General features: G+C 69.3%; 16 protein-coding genes. 12 read left to right on the plus strand and 4 right to left on the minus strand.

Annotated features, from left to right (window positions below):
- Positions 1-53 precede the first annotated feature (53 nt).
- From NVS83_RS06485 to NVS83_RS06495, 3 genes are read left to right on the plus strand one after another with little or no spacing between them, the layout of a single operon-like run.
- On the plus strand, positions 54-1,121 hold the full coding sequence (locus NVS83_RS06485; protein WP_258738603.1) for an amidohydrolase family protein: 1,068 nt from the start codon (positions 54-56) through the stop codon (positions 1,119-1,121).
- Entirely contained in the window at positions 1,118-2,227 is a 1,110-nt protein-coding gene (locus NVS83_RS06490) for an amidohydrolase family protein (protein ID WP_258738604.1), read from the plus strand. Before NVS83_RS06485 ends, NVS83_RS06490 begins: the two co-directional genes overlap by 4 nt.
- 2 nt (positions 2,228-2,229) lie before the next feature.
- Entirely contained in the window at positions 2,230-2,643 is a 414-nt protein-coding gene (locus NVS83_RS06495) for a Rieske (2Fe-2S) protein (RefSeq protein WP_258731672.1), read from the plus strand.
- Positions 2,644-2,672: 29 nt separating this feature from the next.
- Here NVS83_RS06495 and NVS83_RS06500 read toward each other — a convergent pair whose 3' ends face one another.
- Positions 2,673-3,716: a 2Fe-2S iron-sulfur cluster-binding protein gene (locus NVS83_RS06500; protein ID WP_258738605.1), complete on the minus strand. Its 1,044-nt coding sequence runs from the start codon at positions 3,714-3,716 to the stop codon at positions 2,673-2,675.
- A 21-nt stretch (positions 3,717-3,737) separates the two neighbouring features.
- Positions 3,738-4,073, minus strand: a complete 336-nt coding sequence (locus tag NVS83_RS06505) for a non-heme iron oxygenase ferredoxin subunit (RefSeq protein ID WP_258738606.1) — start codon at positions 4,071-4,073, stop codon at positions 3,738-3,740.
- 200 nt (positions 4,074-4,273) lie between these two features.
- On the opposite strand from NVS83_RS06505, the gene ltnD reads away from it, so the two are divergent.
- A complete protein-coding gene (gene ltnD / locus NVS83_RS06510; protein WP_258738607.1) occupies positions 4,274-5,182 on the plus strand; it encodes an L-threonate dehydrogenase in 909 nt (302 codons plus the stop codon).
- Positions 5,183-5,260: 78 nt separating this feature from the next.
- Positions 5,261-6,019 (plus strand): DeoR/GlpR family DNA-binding transcription regulator, encoded by a 759-nt coding sequence (locus tag NVS83_RS06515; protein ID WP_309486182.1) that lies wholly within the window; start codon positions 5,261-5,263, stop codon positions 6,017-6,019.
- 54 nt (positions 6,020-6,073) lie between these two features.
- Here the strand turns inward: NVS83_RS06515 and NVS83_RS06520 are convergent, their stop codons facing one another.
- Together NVS83_RS06520 and NVS83_RS06525 are read right to left on the minus strand one after the other, a co-directional pair.
- Positions 6,074-7,267, minus strand: a complete 1,194-nt coding sequence (locus tag NVS83_RS06520; RefSeq protein WP_258738608.1) for an isocitrate/isopropylmalate family dehydrogenase — start codon at positions 7,265-7,267, stop codon at positions 6,074-6,076.
- Between the two features lie 14 nt (positions 7,268-7,281).
- Positions 7,282-8,088, minus strand: coding sequence for an amidohydrolase family protein (locus tag NVS83_RS06525; protein ID WP_258738609.1), 807 nt, complete (start codon positions 8,086-8,088; stop codon positions 7,282-7,284).
- Between the two features lie 157 nt (positions 8,089-8,245).
- On the opposite strand from NVS83_RS06525, the gene NVS83_RS06530 reads away from it, so the two are divergent.
- The 7 genes from NVS83_RS06530 to NVS83_RS06560 all read left to right on the plus strand — a co-directional run bounded on the left by NVS83_RS06530 (position 8,246) and on the right by NVS83_RS06560 (position 14,470).
- Positions 8,246-9,010, plus strand: a complete 765-nt coding sequence (locus NVS83_RS06530; RefSeq protein WP_258738610.1) for an amino acid ABC transporter ATP-binding protein — start codon at positions 8,246-8,248, stop codon at positions 9,008-9,010.
- Positions 9,011-9,059: 49 nt separating this feature from the next.
- Entirely contained in the window at positions 9,060-9,902 is an 843-nt protein-coding gene (locus tag NVS83_RS06535) for a glutamate ABC transporter substrate-binding protein (protein ID WP_258738611.1), read from the plus strand.
- 49 nt (positions 9,903-9,951) lie between these two features.
- Positions 9,952-10,599 (plus strand): amino acid ABC transporter permease, encoded by a 648-nt coding sequence (locus NVS83_RS06540; RefSeq protein WP_258738612.1) that lies wholly within the window; start codon positions 9,952-9,954, stop codon positions 10,597-10,599.
- Positions 10,596-11,387: an amino acid ABC transporter permease gene (locus NVS83_RS06545; RefSeq protein ID WP_258738613.1), complete on the plus strand. Its 792-nt coding sequence runs from the start codon at positions 10,596-10,598 to the stop codon at positions 11,385-11,387. The genes NVS83_RS06540 and NVS83_RS06545 overlap by 4 nt, the downstream gene beginning before the upstream one ends.
- Positions 11,388-11,424: 37 nt before the next feature.
- Positions 11,425-12,186 (plus strand): GntR family transcriptional regulator, encoded by a 762-nt coding sequence (locus tag NVS83_RS06550; RefSeq protein ID WP_258738614.1) that lies wholly within the window; start codon positions 11,425-11,427, stop codon positions 12,184-12,186.
- 78 nt (positions 12,187-12,264) lie between these two features.
- Positions 12,265-13,056 (plus strand): hydroxypyruvate isomerase family protein, encoded by a 792-nt coding sequence (locus tag NVS83_RS06555; protein ID WP_258738615.1) that lies wholly within the window; start codon positions 12,265-12,267, stop codon positions 13,054-13,056.
- 40 nt (positions 13,057-13,096) lie between these two features.
- Positions 13,097-14,470, plus strand: a complete 1,374-nt coding sequence (locus NVS83_RS06560; RefSeq protein ID WP_258738616.1) for an NAD-dependent succinate-semialdehyde dehydrogenase — start codon at positions 13,097-13,099, stop codon at positions 14,468-14,470.
- Positions 14,471-14,497: the final 27 nt, after the last annotated feature.

The following is a 14,497-nucleotide window of genomic DNA, read 5'->3' on the forward strand; positions in this document are numbered from 1 at the left end:
TGCCGGATGCCGTTCGCGGTCCATCCGCGGAGGAGTGCAAGGGTTAGAAGTCGATGGACGCTGGCATACATTCGATCGACTGCGACATTCACCCCTCGATTCCCGGCACCAAGGCGCTGATGCCCTATCTGGAGGAGCATTGGCGCGATCATCTCTCGTTCCGGGGGATCGATGACGTCGAACTGACTTACAACGCCTACCGCAATCCGTTTTCCTGCCGGCCCGACTGGCGCCCGCCCACCGGCAAGCCGGGCGGCGACCCTTCCCAGGTGCTGGAACAGGCGCTCGACGCGTTCGGCGCCTCGATCGGCATCCTCAACCCGCTATGGGGCGGGCCGGTGGTTTATGCGGACGACATGGCGTTCGCGCTCTGCCACGCGGCCAATGACTGGATCGCCGCGACCTGGCTCGACCGCGACCCGCGCCTGCGCGCCTCGATGCTGGTGCCGTTCGAGAGCCCGGAGCTCGCGGCCGAGGAGATCGAGCACCGGGCGCGGGACCGGCGCTTCGTGCAGGTGCTACTGCTGGCGATGACCGAGGCGCCGCTCGGGCGCCGGCACTACTGGCCAATCTACCGCGCGGCGGCACGTGCCGGCCTGCCGATCGCGATCCATGCCGGGACCGGGTACCGCAACCCGCCGACCGGGATCGGCTGGCCCTCCACCTATGTCGAGGACTACGCGGCGCAGACCGGCGGCTTCCAGACCCAGGTGCTGAGCCTGATGACCGAGGGGGTGCTGACCAAGTTCCCCGAGCTGAAGGTGGTGCTGGTGGAATCCGGCGTCGCCTGGCTGACCAGCTTCCTCTGGCGCCTGAACAAGACGTGGCGCGGCGTCCGCATCGAGGTGCCGTGGATCAAGGAGGCGCCGGCCGAGATCCTGCGGCGCAGCCTGCGCATGACGATCCAGCCGCTGAACGCGCCGAAGGGCGAGGAGCAGGTGCGGCGCATGCTCGACCATATCGGCGGCGACCACATGCTGCTGTTCTCCACCGACTATCCGCACTGGCATTTCGACGGAGGCGACGCGATGCCCCCCGGCTTGCCCGCCGCGCTGCACCGGAAGATCCGGCTCGACAATCCGCTCGAGACCTATAGCCGGCTAATGGAGACGCTGCAATGAGCGATACCGCCGAACGCGAGGTCGCCGTCGCTTCCGCGCAGAAGCTCGGACTGTTCGATGCCGACATCCACCCGGTGCCGAAGAGCGGCACCGAGATCCGCAGCTATCTCGCGCCGGACTGGCACGGGCATTTCGACCATTACCGCGAGTTCCAGCGCAAGCCGTTCGCCAACGCCAATTCCTATCCGCGCGCGGTCCGGGCGCTGTCGCGGCGCGATTCGTGGCCGCCCGGCGGAGGCCTGCCGGGCTCGGACCTCAACTTCATGCGCGAGCAGCATCTCGATCCTTACAACATCGAGTGCGGCGTGTTGCAGGTGCTCGATCCGGTCGGCAACAAGCTGCGCCATCCCGGCTTCGCGGCCGCCATGTGCTCGGCGATCAACGACTGGCAGGCGCTGGCCTGGGCCGAGCCGGAGCCCCGGCTGAAGGGCTCCATCATCGTGCCGCAGGAGGACACCAGCGCCGCGATCCGCGAGATCGAGCGGCTCGGCAGGTCGCCCCTGTTCCGGCAGATCATGATCAGCCCCCGCAGCGAGGAGCCGCTGGGGCGCCCGCGCTACTGGCCGATCTACGAGGCCGCCGAGGCGCTCGGCATCAGCGTCACGCTGCATGTTGGCGGCGAGAACGGCTTTCCGGTCACGCCGGCGGGCCACCCCTCCTTCTTCTTCGAGCAGCGGGAATCGCACGTCCCGGCGGCCGAGGCCGTGCTCACCAGCCTGATCCTCGAAGGCGTGATCGAGCGCTTCCCGCGGCTGCGGGTGATCACGGTCGAGGCCGGCGGCATCGGTTGGGTGCCCGCCCTCTCCTGGCGGCTCGACCATTGCTGGGAGCGCATGGGCGGCGAGATACCTCAGGTGCGCAAGCCGCCCTCCAGCTATCTGCGCAGCAATTTCTGGTTCTCCAGCCAGCCGATCGACGAGCCCGAAAAGCCGGAGCATCTGCGCGAGGTCTTCGACTGGGTCGGCTGGGACCGCATCCTGTTCGCGACCGACTACCCGCACTGGGATTTCGACGACCCGAAATATGCGGTGAAGTTCGCCATGACCCCGGCCGAGCAGCAGATGTTCTTCCGCGACAATGCGCGCACCGCGTTCGGGCTGCAGTGACGATGGCGCGTTTCGTGGTGGCGAAGGTCGGCGAGATTCCGCGCGGCGAGCAGAAGGTGGTCCGGGTGAAGGGCCGCGAGATCCTGCTGCTGAACGTCGACGACGAGTACGCCGCGCTGCTCAACCGCTGCCCGCACGAGGGGGCGAAGCTGCTGTGCGGCGCTCGGGTGGGGCTGCTCGAATCCGACGAGCCCGGCCGCTTCTCCTATACCCGCCAGGGCGAGTTCCTGCGCTGCCCGTGGCACGGCTGGGAGTTCGAGATCAGGACCGGGCAGTCCTGGTGCGATCCCAAGGACACCCGGATCAAGAACTACGACGTGAAGATCGAGCCGGGGGAGAGCCTGGCGAAGGGCCCCTATGTGGCCGAGAGCTTCCCGGTCCATGTCGAGGACAGCTACATCGTCATCTATCTCTGAGCGCTCCGCCCAGGGGGGGGCGCGTGCTGTCAGAAGAAGCTGTCGTAGTGGATCTGGCCGCGCGGCACCGAGGCGCCGGTCTCCAGCAGTTCGACCAGCGCCTCCACCATCGGCGCCGGGCCGCACAGATAATAGTCGAAGTTCGGCATGTCGGCGCTCGCCAGCACCTTCTGCACGATCTCGTGGATGAAGCCGCGATGCCCGGTCCAGTCGGCCGCGCCCGCGGCGGTCGGATCGGAGATCGCCACATGGCATTCGGCATGGGTGTGCAGGCGGTGGTTCTCCTGCCAGAAGGTCGTCGTGCACAGGTCGTCCGGGCCGCGCCCGCCATAGAACACCGTGATCCTGCGGTGCTCCAGCAGTTCGTCGTCGGCCACCGCCGCGCGCGCGATGGAGATGATCGGCGACAGGCCGGAGCCGCCGGCGATGCAGATGATGTCGCGCCCGGTATCGGTGCGCAGATAGGCGTTGCCATAAGGGCCGTCGAGCTCGAGCGCCGCGCCCTCTTCCATCTCGAACAGGCGCCCGGTGCCCGCGCCGCCCGGCACGCGGCGCACCACGAACTCCCAGCGGCCGTCCTCATTGGCGAGATTGGACATGGAATAGGCGCGCCGCCCCGCGACGCCGGGCAGTTGCAGCAGCGCGAACTGGCCGGGCAGGAAGCGGGCGGCGCCCTCGGCGGCGAAGGCGAACTCGGCCATACCCGGGGCCAGCATGCGGCGGGAGACGAGCCGAGCCGGCCGCCGCGCCGGCCGGATCGGCGGCGCCAGCGCCGGATCGGGCCGCAGCTTGATGGTGCAGTCGCCGAGCGGGCGCGACTGGCAGGCCAGCCGGCGCCCGCGCTCGCGGGCCCTCGGCGACAGGCCCTTGGCCTCCGGCCAGATGTCCTCGACGGCGCCGGCGGCGAGGTCGAAATAGCACTTGCCGCAGCCGCCCGAGAGGCATTCATGCGGCAGGCCGATGCCCGCACGCAGCCCGCCGCTGAGGATGGTGTCGTCCTCGCCGCAGGGAAAGGCCAGCGGCCCGCCGGCTATGGTGACGGTGTGGATGCCGGTCTTGATGTCAGTGCCCATGAGCCCGTCCCGAACCGGCGGTCAGCGCGGCATCGCCACGTAGATCTCGCCGTCCTCGAGCCGCACCTCGTAGGTCTGCAGATCCTTGGTGACCGGCGCGCAGACCCCCTTGCCGGTCTTCACGTTGAACGCGCCGCCATGCAGCGGGCACTCGATGGTCTCGCCGTCGAGCCAGCCGTCGGACAGGTAAGCGAGGGCATGGGTGCAGATATTGTCGGTCGCGAACACGCCGCCCTCGTCCTCGAGCCGGTAGAGGGCGATCGACTTGTCGCCGATGGCGACGCCCAGGATCGCTCCCTCGTCGAGCTCGGCCAGCGAGGCGGCCCGGACCCAGGTCACATTTTCGGTGGTCGTCACGTTCTGCCCGCTCGTCTGTTGGAGGAGCCGCCGGGGCTCTCGCGTTGATCCCTGGCGTGCCTATCCCGGAAAGGATTTCAGGTGGCGCGCCGCGCCGCTTTCCACGCCGCGAAGACGATGCGCCCTTGTAACATAGACCGGAGCCATGTAAACATAAAATCACAGAATCCGATCAAATCGTAACGGAGAATACGGCCGCGATGACCCCGAAAATGAACTCCGTCGGCGTCATCGGATTGGGATCGATGGGTTACGGCGTGGCGATCTCCTGCATCGCCGCGGGCCTCGAGACCTACGGCTCGGACATCCGGCCGGAGGTATGCGCCAGGCTGGTCGCCGAGGGCGCGGCGGATGCCTCGACCTCGCCGGCGGCCTTCGCCGGCCGGCTCGACGCGGTGATCCTGCTCGTGGTCTCGGCGACGCAGTGCGAGGAGGCGCTGTTCGGCGAGGACGGCATCGCGCCGAAGCTTCGCCCCGGCGTGCCGGTGGTAATCTCCGCCACCATCGCGCCGGCCGACTCACGCCGGCTCGGCGCGCGGCTCGCCGGGATGGGCCTGCCCATGCTGGACGCGCCGGTGTCCGGCGGCTCGATCAAGGCCGGCAAGGGGCAGCTCACGGTGATGGCGGCGGGCGCGCCGGAGACCTTCGACGCCGTCGCGCCGCTGCTCGATGCCATGGCCGAGAAGGTGTACCGCACCGGCACGCAGATCGGCGACGGGGCGATGGTCAAGACCGTGCACCAGCTCCTCGCCGGCGTGCACATCGCCGTCGCCGCCGAGGCGATGGCGCTCGCCGCGCGGGCCGGCATTCCGCTCGAGCTGATGTACGATGTCGTCACCCATTCCGCCGGCAATTCCTGGATGTTCGCCGACCGGATGCAGCACGTGCTCGACGGGGACTACACGCCGCGTTCGGCGGTCGATATCTTCGTCAAGGATCTCGGCCTGGTGAACGCGACCGGCGACAGTCTTTCCTTCCCGCTGCCGCTCGCGCGGAAGGCCTACGAGCTGTTCGCCAAGGCGAGCGAGCAGGGCTTCGGCAAGCTGGATGACAGTGCTGTTATAATGAATTATGTCGGTTCCGAGCTCCCGGGCACCCGGGACAACTGAAGAACGGCGAGGCACATGGCAAAACTGGCGAGTGCTTCGGCGTCGGCGCGGTTGAAGGCCAGCCGCGACGGGCAGCCGATGATCCCGGCGGAACGGCAGCACTTCATCATCGACCGGCTGGACGAGATGGGCGTGCTCAGCATCGCCGCGCTGAGCGAGGTGCTCGGCGTGTCGCAGATGACGGTCCGCCGCGACATCGAACAGCTCGAGCGGGCCGGGCGGGTGATGTCCGTCACCGGCGGGGTGCAGCTTCCCGAGCGCATCCTCTCCGAGCCTTCGCACACCATAAAGGGGCAGATGCACCGCGCCGAGAAGGTGGCGATCGGCCGGCTCGCCGCCTCCATGGTGAAGAGCAACGACGTGATCTATCTCGACGCCGGCACCACCACGCTCGAGATCGCCAAGCGGCTGCTCAACCTGCCCGACATCACCGTCGTCACCAACGACTTCACCATCTGCAGCACGCTGGCCGCGGCCGCGCACTGCCAGCTCTGCCACACCGGCGGGCGCGTGGACCGCGAGAACCAGTCCTGCATCGGCAACCGCGCCGCCGACATGGTGAAGCAGTTCAACTTCGACATCGCCTTCATCTCGACCTCGTCATGGGGCATGCGCGGCATTTCCACGCCGTCCGAGGACAAGATCGCGGTGAAGACATCGGCGGTTGAATGCGCCGTGCGCAGCGTGCTGGTGACGGATTCGAGCAAGTACGGAAAGCTCGCCGCCTATCACTCGCTGCCGCTGCGCGCCTTCACCACCATCATCTCCGATTCCGGGCTGGCCGAAACCGTGTGCCAGGGCATCCGCGAGCAGGGTATCGAATTGCTGGTCGCCTGAGGGCGGACGAGCCAGGCCCGCCCTCTCCAGAACCGGGGCGCGTCGCGCCGGCTATCAGCCGGCCCGCGCGGCTTGTCCCGCAGCCTGCTTCATCGCCGTCGGCAGGGCGCCGCGCAGGAAGTCGCGCAGTTCGCCCGAGGGCCAGCTCCGCCCCTCGATCGCGTCGAAGGAGGGCGCGCGCCATTGCGGCGTCCCGCCTTCCGCGCTCACGCGCGACATGGCGGCGATCACGGTGCGGGTGAAGTCGCTCGTCGACACGCCGGCGCCGTTGGCGGCGAGGTCCGAGGTGAGCGCGCTGCCCTCGCGCAGCACCAGCGCCAGCGCCCGCTCGATCCGCCGCGCGGCGGCGAACCGGCCGACATGGTCGAGCAGCAGCACCGCCGCGCGCAGCAGCGCGGTGGGATTGGCGAGGTTGCGACCGGCGATGTCCGGCGCGGTGCCGTGCACCGCCTCGAACAGCGCGACCTCGCGGCCGAGATTGATCGAGGCGCAGACCCCGAGCCCGCCGACGAGGCCGGCGGTGAGGTCGCTCAGGATGTCGCCGTAGAGATTGCTGGTGACGATGACGTCGAAGCTCTCCGGCCGGGTCACGAGGCGGCAGGCGGCCGCGTCGACCAGGATCCGATCGGCCTCGATGCCCTTCCAGCGCGCCGCCTCCTCGTCGAAGATGCGGTCGAAGCCGCCATCGGTCACCTTGAGGATGTTCGACTTCGAGATGCCGGTGACGCGGCGCCGGCCCAGCGCCTGCGCGACCGCGAACGCGGCCTGGCAGATCCTCCGCGTATTGGTTTGCGAGTTCGCCTTCAGCGCCACCGAGACGCCCCGGTCGAGCCCGTATTCGAGGCCGAGATAGAGGTCCTCGAGGTTCTCGCGGATCAGGACGAGGTCGACGCCCGGGAAGCGGGCATGCCCCTCGAGGCCGGGCAGCACCGCGGCGGGACGGATGGCGGCGAAGGTCTCGAAGGTCTCGCGCAGCCGGACATTGGCGCTGCGCTCGCCGCCGCCCAGCGGCGTCGCCAGCGGCGCCTTGAGCGCGACCCCGCAGCGGCGGATGGTGTCGATCGTCGCCGCCGGCAGGCCGGTCGGGTCGCCGCCGCGAAACACGCGCTCGCCCGCCGCGCACGGAATCCATTCGATGCCGGCGCCGGCCGCGTCGACGATCTCGGTGACGGCGGCGCTGATCTCGGGACCGATGCCGTCCCCGGGAAGGAGTGCGACCGGGATCGCGTCGGTGCTGTTCGATGTCATCGGATGGGCCTTTGTCATTGTTCGGCGAAAGCGGTGAGGCCGAAGAGGCGGGCAGGGTTGGTCGTGAGGATCGCGCGGCGCGCGCCGGCGTCCGGCACCCAGCGGGCGAGCCAGTCGAGCGTGTCGGTGTAGCGGTAGCAGCCCTCGAACTGGGTCCATGGCCAGTCGCTGCCCCAGACCACGCGGCCGGGGCCGACGGCGGCGAGAAGCGCGCTGGCGCATCCGGCGGCGGCGCCGTCGGCGAAGCGGTAGGGACCGGAGAACTTGAACCAGAGGTTCTCCGTCTCCGCCGCCGCGGCGAGCAGCGCCTCAAAGCCCCCGCTCGCGTCGCCGGCGGGCGTGCGGCCGAAATGGTCCACCAGCACCGGCCCGGGAAGCTGCGGCAGGCACGGGGCGATGGATCGCCACTGCGCCCCCTCCGCCTGGATCTCGATCACCAGGCCGGCGGCGGCGAGGCGCTCGGCCATCTCGCGGTGGACGCCGCGGCTGAAATCGGGCGCCGGCCCGCCGATGCAGTTTAGCCGGATGCCGACGATGCCGGCCCTGCGCAGCGTGGCGAGGTCCTCCGCGCCCATGCCGGGATCGATCACCGCCACACCGGCGAAGGCGCCGCGCGAGCGCAGCACCTGCTCGATCACGTAGCTGTTATCCGTGCCGAGGAAGCTCGGTTGGACAAGGATCGCGCGGGCGATGCCGGCCGGCCGCATCACGCCGAGCAGGTCCGCCGCGGTCGCGTCGTAATCGGGCTGGTAGCGCCGCCGCGCGGCGAGCGGGAGGCTGCGCTCGAACACATGGACATGGGTGTCGACCGTGGCCGGCATGTCTGCCGCAAGCCGGAAGCCGCCCTGGAAAGCCGATGCTGCATCCCGACTCATTCTCGACAAACCACCTTGATTGACTCCAATAGAGTTATATAAGACTAGAGCTATAAGCAGGACATCAAGGTCTTGCAAGCGCCAGGAGGAGACGGACGTGGCGATGAGCGAAGCGAGGGCCCAAGAGGCCGACACGCCGGCGATCGTCATCGACAAGGTGACCAAGCACTACGGCCCGCACCGCGCGCTCGACGACGTGGAACTGAGCGTCGCCAAGGGCGAGGTGGTGGTCATCATCGGCCCGTCGGGCTCGGGCAAGTCGACGCTGTGCCGGACCATCAACCGGCTGGAGACGGTCGACAGCGGCCGCATCCTGGTCAATGGCCAGCCCCTGCCGGCCGAGGGGCGCGAGCTCGCGCAGCTTCGCGCCAGCGTCGGCATGGTGTTTCAGTCGTTCAACCTGTTCGCCCACCGCACCGTGCTCGAGAACGTCACGCTCGGCCCGATGCGCGTGCGCGGCCTGAGCGCGAAGGCCGCCCGCCAGCGCGCCCTCGAGCTGCTCGAGCGCGTCGGCGTGCACGAGCATGCGTACAAGATGCCGGCCCAGCTCTCGGGCGGGCAGCAGCAGCGGGTGGCGATCGCCCGCGCGCTCGCCATGGACCCCGAGGTGATGCTGTTCGACGAGCCGACCTCGGCGCTCGACCCGGAAATGGTCAGCGACGTGCTCGACGTCATGCGCGCCCTCGCCGAGGGCGGCATGACCATGGTGGTCGTGACCCATGAGATGGGCTTCGCCCGCTCGGCGGCCGACCGGGTCGTGTTCATGGATGGCGGACGCATCGTCGAGCAGGCCGAGCCCGAAGCCTTCTTCGCCGCGCCGAAGAGCGAGCGGGCGCGGGACTTCCTCGCCAAGGTTCTCCAGCACTGACCCCCGTCGCGAGCGACGGCTCTCCACCACAACAACAGGGACGGAAACGATGAAACTCTTTGCTTCGATGGCGCTGCTCTGCGCCGTATGCGCCGGCGCCACGGCGGCGGTCGCGCAGGACGCGCCGAACTTTCCGGCCGGCTCGACCATGGAGCGCCTGTCCAAGGCGCCGACCCTGCGCGTCGGGGTGAAGTTCGACCAGCCGCTGTTCGGGCTGCGCGACCTGTCCGGCAAGCCGGTCGGCTTCGACGTCGAGATCGCCAAACTCATCGCCGGCAAGCTCGGCGTGCCGCCCGAGCGCATCACCTGGGTCGAGACCTCCTCCGCCAACCGCGAGCCGTTCCTCGAGCAGGGCAAGGTCGACTACATCGTCGCCACCTACGCCATGAACGACAAGCGCAAGAAGGTCATCAACTTCGCCGGGCCCTACATCGTCGGCGGCCAGGACCTGATGGTGAAGAAGGGCAACCCGCTCAAGATCACGGGACCGGCCGACCTCGCCGGCCGCAAGGCCTGCGTCATCAACGGCAGCGAGGGCCAGGCGGTGCTGGTGCGCGACTACAAGGACGCGACCGTGGTGCCGTTCGACGTGATCTCCAAATGCGTCGAGGCGCTGAAGAACGGCTCGGTCGACGCGGTGGCCACGACCAACTTCATCCTCGCCGGCCTCGTCAGCCGTGACCCCTCGAACCTCGAGCTGGTCGGCAAGCCCTTCACCCGCGAGCCCTGGGGCATCGGCATGCCGAAGTCCGAACCGGACCTGTGCCGCTTCGCCGAGAAGTCGCTGACCGAGGCCGACAAGGACGGCACCTACGCCAAGCTCTACGACGCCAAGCTGAAGCCCTATCTCGGCGGCGAGGGCAAGCTGCCGGAACTGGACCCCTGCCCGTGACCGGCCGCGGGACGGCGGGCGGCAGATCCCCTCAGGGCAGCGCGCGGACATGAATGTCTTTCTCGACAATATCGGGGTGTTCCGGGACGGCGTCCTGGTCACCCTCGCGCTGGCCGCGGCGTCGACCGCCGTGGCCCTGCCGCTCGGCGTCCTGCTCGCCGTCATGCGGGTGTCGCCGGTGGAAGGCTTCCGCATGGTCGGCACGGTCTATGTGGGGATCGTGCGCAACATCCCGCTCACGGTGGTGTTCTTCTTCTCCGCCTTCGTGCTGCCGCAGCTCGGCGTGCGCTTCTCCTATTTCGGCTTCGCGGTCATTGCCCTCGTCGCCTACTATGCCTCCTTCTTCTGCGAGGCGGTGCGCTCGGGCATCAATGCGGTGCCGGTCGGGCAGGCCGAGGCGGCCCGCTCGATCGGCCTGCCGTTCCACGAGTGCCTGCGCTTCGTCATCCTGCCGCAGGCGCTGCGCAGCAGCATCCCGCCGATGGTGAACGTGATGATCGCGCTGGTGAAGAACACCGCGGTCGCCTCCGCGTTCGGGGTCACCGAATCGCTCGGCACCATGGAGCTGCTGGCCAACCGCGAAAGCACCGCGGTGCTGTCGGTGCTGATCGCGACCGGCCTCGTCTATCTGGCGATCACGATCCCGCTCGGCCTCCTGACCACCCACATCGAACGCAAGGTGGCGTTTTCCCGATGAGCTCCGTCCTCTACGACGTTCCCGGACCGAAGGCGCGGCGGCTCTCCCGCCGGCTGACCTGGCTGGCGGCGCTGCTGGTGGCGGTCGGGCTCGGCTGGATCGCCTACTCCCTGTCGCAGGCCGGCCTGCTGGCGCCGGAACTGTGGACCGCACTGCTCAACCCGAACCTCGTGACGCTGCTCGCCGGCGGACTGCTCGCCACCATCGAGGTCGCGCTGCTGTCCATGGTGCTGTCGCTGATCTTCGGCGCGCTGCTCGCCGCCGGCCTGCTGTCGGGCTCGAACTGGCTGGTCGGCGTGCTGCGCGGCTATGTCGAGCTGTTCCGCGGCCTGCCGCTGCTGCTGCTGATCTTCTTCATCTTCCTCGGCGGCCCGGCCATCGGCGTCGACGTGCCCACCTTCTGGTCGCTGGTGATCGGCCTCGTGCTCTACAACACGGCGGTGATCGCCGAGATCTTCCGCGCCGGCATCCTCTCGCTCCCGCGCGGCCAGATCGAAGCGGGGCTCGCGATCGGGCTGAGCGAGGCCGAGGTGTTCCGCATCATCCTGCTGCCGCAGTCGATCCGGCGCATGCTGCCCGCCCTCATCAGCCAGCTCGTGGTGGTGGTGAAGGAGACCTCGTTCGGCTTCATCATCGGCTACACCGAGCTTCTGCGCGACGCCCGCACGGCGGTGGAGTTTCTCGGGGGCAGCTACTCGCTGCCGGTCTACACGCTGGTCGCGATCATCTACATCGTCATCAACTCCTTGCTGTCCTGGGTCGCCGAGCGGACCCAGAGGATTCTCTAGGAATCCCGTGCGGCAACGGGCATCGAGGGGACGCGACATGACGAATCGAAGCACCGGCTCCAATCCCCCCGCCCCGCTCGAGGGCGACGCGCACCTGCCGCTGTACCGGCGGCTGTACCAGACCATCGCCGGGCGCATCACCAGCGGCGACTGGCGGCCGGGCGACGCGCTGCCGGCCGAGCTCGACCTTGCGCGCCTCTACGGCGTGGCGCCGGGCACGGTGCGCAAGGCAATCGACGAGCTGGTGGATGACGGGCTGATCGAGCGGCGGCACGGCTCCGGCACCTTCATCCGCCGGCCGAACTTCGACAACATGATGGTCCGGTTCCTGCTGTACCGCGACCCGGAAGGCCGCGAGATCATGCCCGCGAGCCACATCATCTCGCGCGAGATCGTGCCGGCGCCCGCCACCATCGCCCATCATCTCGGGATGGCGGAGGGCGAGGACGTGATCCGGATGGTGCGCCACCGCCACTGGGAGGGCGCGGCGCGGCTGCTGGAGGACATCTACCTGCCGCCCGCGCGCTTCCGGCCGATGATCGAGCATTCGCCGGAGGAGATCGGTCCGCTGCTCTACCCGGCCTATGAGAGGCTGTGCGGCCAGCTCGTCTGCTTCATCGAGGAGGAGATCACCATCCTCGACGCCACGCCCGAGGATGCCGCCCTGCTCGGCCTGAAGGACGGCGACCTCGTGGTGGCGATCGAGCGCATCGCCAAGAACGCGTCGGGCCAGCCGATCGAATGGCGCATCTCGCGTGGCGAGGCCCGCCGCTTCCGGTACAGGATCAGCGTCGGCTGAGTCGGAGGCTGAGGCTGAGGCTGCCGTGGCATCCTTCCCGCTCGCCACCCCTATACCGCCGTGCAGAGGTACAGCTTCGTGTCTTCATCCCGCCTTTCGGCCCATATCGGCTATCTCTACGGCGAATTCCCGCTGATCGAGCGCGTGAACGCGGCGCGGCGGGCGGGGTTCTCGGCGGTCGAGCATCCCAACCCGATGGCGATCCCGGCGCGCGAGATGCGGGCGCGGCTCGAGGAGCAGGGCATGGCCTTCGCCCAGATGGCGGCGGCGACCGGCGACGGCGCCCGCGGCGAGAAGGGGCTCGCGGCCTTGCCCGGCCGCGAGGCCGACTTCCGCGACGCGCTGGCGCGCAGCCTCGACTATGCCGAGGCGATCGGCTGCCCGCTGGTCCATCCCATGGCCGGCGTCGCCGAGGGCGATGCCGCGCGCGCCGCCGACACCTACCGGGCCAATCTGCGCCATGCCGTCGAGCAGTGCCGCGGGCGGCCGGTCCGCATCCTGGTCGAGGCGATCAGCGAGGCGGCGGTTCCCGGCTATTTCATGTCGCGGCTCGAGCAGGCGGTGGCCATGGCCGACGAGATCGCGCCGGACGAGATCCTCCTGCTCGCCGACACCTTCCACGCCGCCGCGAACGGCACCGACCTCCTCGCCTTCATCGGGGCGCAGGCGCCGCGCATCGGCCATGTGCACATCGCCGACCATCCCGGCCGCCACGAGCCGGGCACCGGCAACCTCGCCTTCGAGCCCGTGCTGCGGGCGCTGCTCGCGGCGGGGTACGGGCGGGCGATCGGCTTCGAATACATCCCAACCGCCGCGACGGACGCTACTCTCTCCTGGATGGCGGCGTGGAAGGACCTACTGAACGCGTGACGCTCCCTCGCGCCGCGGTTCCACAAGCGAAGGTGACATCATGATCCGATCGATCAATCCGGCCACGGGCGCGGAGATCGCGCGCTACGAATTCAACACGGCGGGCGAGGTGGACGCCGCGCTGTCGGCCGCGGTGGCGGCACAGGCGCGCTGGCGCGAGGTGCCGATCACCGAGCGCGTCCGCCTGCTCACCCGCATGGCGCAGGTGCTGCGCGGCAACGCCGACCGCTACGCCCGGCTGATCACGCAGGAGATGGGCAAGCCGCTCGCCGAATCGATCGCCGAGATCGAGAAGTGCGCCTGGAACTGCGATTTCTACGCTGAGAAGGCGCCTGAGTTCCTGGCCGACGAGCCGGTCGCCTCGAGCGCCTCGGAAAGCCTCATCGCCTATGACCCGCTCGGCGTGGTGCTCGCCATCATGCCGTGGAACTACCCGTTCTGGCAGTTCTTCCGCTTCGCCGCGCCCGCGCTCGCGGCCGGCAACGGCTCGGTTCTGAAGCACGCCAACAACGTGCCGGCCTGCGCCCTCGCCTGCGAGGAGGTGCTGCGCGAGGCGCAGGCCCCGGCCGGGCTGGTGCGCACCCTGCTGATCGACGCGCGCGACGTCGCCGCGCTGATCGCCGACGAGCGGATCGCGGCGGTGACGCTGACCGGCTCCACCGAGGTCGGCGCCATCGTCGCCTCCCAGGCCGGCAAGGCGCTGAAGAAGCAGGTGCTCGAGCTCGGTGGCTCGGACCCCTTCATCGTGCTCGCCGACGCCGACATCGAGCAGGCGGCGGCCATGGCGGTGAAGGCGCGCTACGTCAATGTCGGCCAGAGCTGCGTCAACGCCAAGCGCTTCATCGTCGAACAGAGCGTGGCGGAGCGTTTCGCCGACGCCTTCGTCGCCGGCGTGGCCGGGCTCAAGGTCGGCGATCCGATGGAGATGGACACCAGGATCGGCCCGATGGCGCGGGCCAATCTGCGCGACACGCTGCACGACCAGGTCGAGCGCTCGATCACGGCCGGCGCCACGCTGCGATGCGGCGGCGCGCTCGCCAACGGGCCGGGCTTCTACTACCCGCCGACCGTGCTCGACAACGTGACGCCGGCCGCCGCCGCCTTCACCGAGGAGACCTTCGGGCCGGTGGCGGCGATCATCCGCGCCGGCGATGCCGAGGAGGCGATCCGCCTCGCCAACCAGAGCGAATACGGGCTCGGCGCCGCGCTGTGGACGCGCGACCTCGATCTGGCGCGCCGGCTGACGCGGCGCATCGAGGCTGGCGCGGTGTTCGTCAACGGCATGGTCGCCTCGGACCCGCGCCTGTCGTTCGGCGGCATCAAGCGCTCGGGCTACGGGCGCGAGCTCGGCTATCACGGCATCCGCGAGTTCACCAATGTGAAGACGGTGTGGATCGGCCCCGCGCGGGCCTGATGAGGCGATCCCTCACGATGTCCCCCA

The sequence above is a fragment of the Ancylobacter mangrovi genome, assembly GCF_024752335.1.
Classification (GTDB): domain Bacteria; phylum Pseudomonadota; class Alphaproteobacteria; order Rhizobiales; family Xanthobacteraceae; genus Ancylobacter; species Ancylobacter mangrovi.

Coding starts and splice junctions, on each gene's coding strand:
- NVS83_RS06485 (WP_258738603.1), top strand. CDS start 54: ATGGACGCTGGCATACATTCGATCGACTGCGACATTCACCCCTCGATT.
- NVS83_RS06490 (WP_258738604.1), top strand. CDS start 1,118: ATGAGCGATACCGCCGAACGCGAGGTCGCCGTCGCTTCCGCGCAGAAG.
- NVS83_RS06495 (WP_258731672.1), top strand. CDS start 2,230: ATGGCGCGTTTCGTGGTGGCGAAGGTCGGCGAGATTCCGCGCGGCGAG.
- NVS83_RS06500 (WP_258738605.1), bottom strand. CDS start 3,716: ATGGGCACTGACATCAAGACCGGCATCCACACCGTCACCATAGCCGGC.
- ltnD (WP_258738607.1), top strand. CDS start 4,274: ATGACCCCGAAAATGAACTCCGTCGGCGTCATCGGATTGGGATCGATG.
- NVS83_RS06515 (WP_309486182.1), top strand. CDS start 5,261: ATGATCCCGGCGGAACGGCAGCACTTCATCATCGACCGGCTGGACGAG.
- NVS83_RS06520 (WP_258738608.1), bottom strand. CDS start 7,267: ATGACATCGAACAGCACCGACGCGATCCCGGTCGCACTCCTTCCCGGG.
- NVS83_RS06525 (WP_258738609.1), bottom strand. CDS start 8,088: ATGCCGGCCACGGTCGACACCCATGTCCATGTGTTCGAGCGCAGCCTC.
- NVS83_RS06530 (WP_258738610.1), top strand. CDS start 8,246: ATGAGCGAAGCGAGGGCCCAAGAGGCCGACACGCCGGCGATCGTCATC.
- NVS83_RS06535 (WP_258738611.1), top strand. CDS start 9,060: ATGAAACTCTTTGCTTCGATGGCGCTGCTCTGCGCCGTATGCGCCGGC.
- NVS83_RS06540 (WP_258738612.1), top strand. CDS start 9,952: ATGAATGTCTTTCTCGACAATATCGGGGTGTTCCGGGACGGCGTCCTG.
- NVS83_RS06545 (WP_258738613.1), top strand. CDS start 10,596: ATGAGCTCCGTCCTCTACGACGTTCCCGGACCGAAGGCGCGGCGGCTC.
- NVS83_RS06550 (WP_258738614.1), top strand. CDS start 11,425: ATGACGAATCGAAGCACCGGCTCCAATCCCCCCGCCCCGCTCGAGGGC.
- NVS83_RS06560 (WP_258738616.1), top strand. CDS start 13,097: ATGATCCGATCGATCAATCCGGCCACGGGCGCGGAGATCGCGCGCTAC.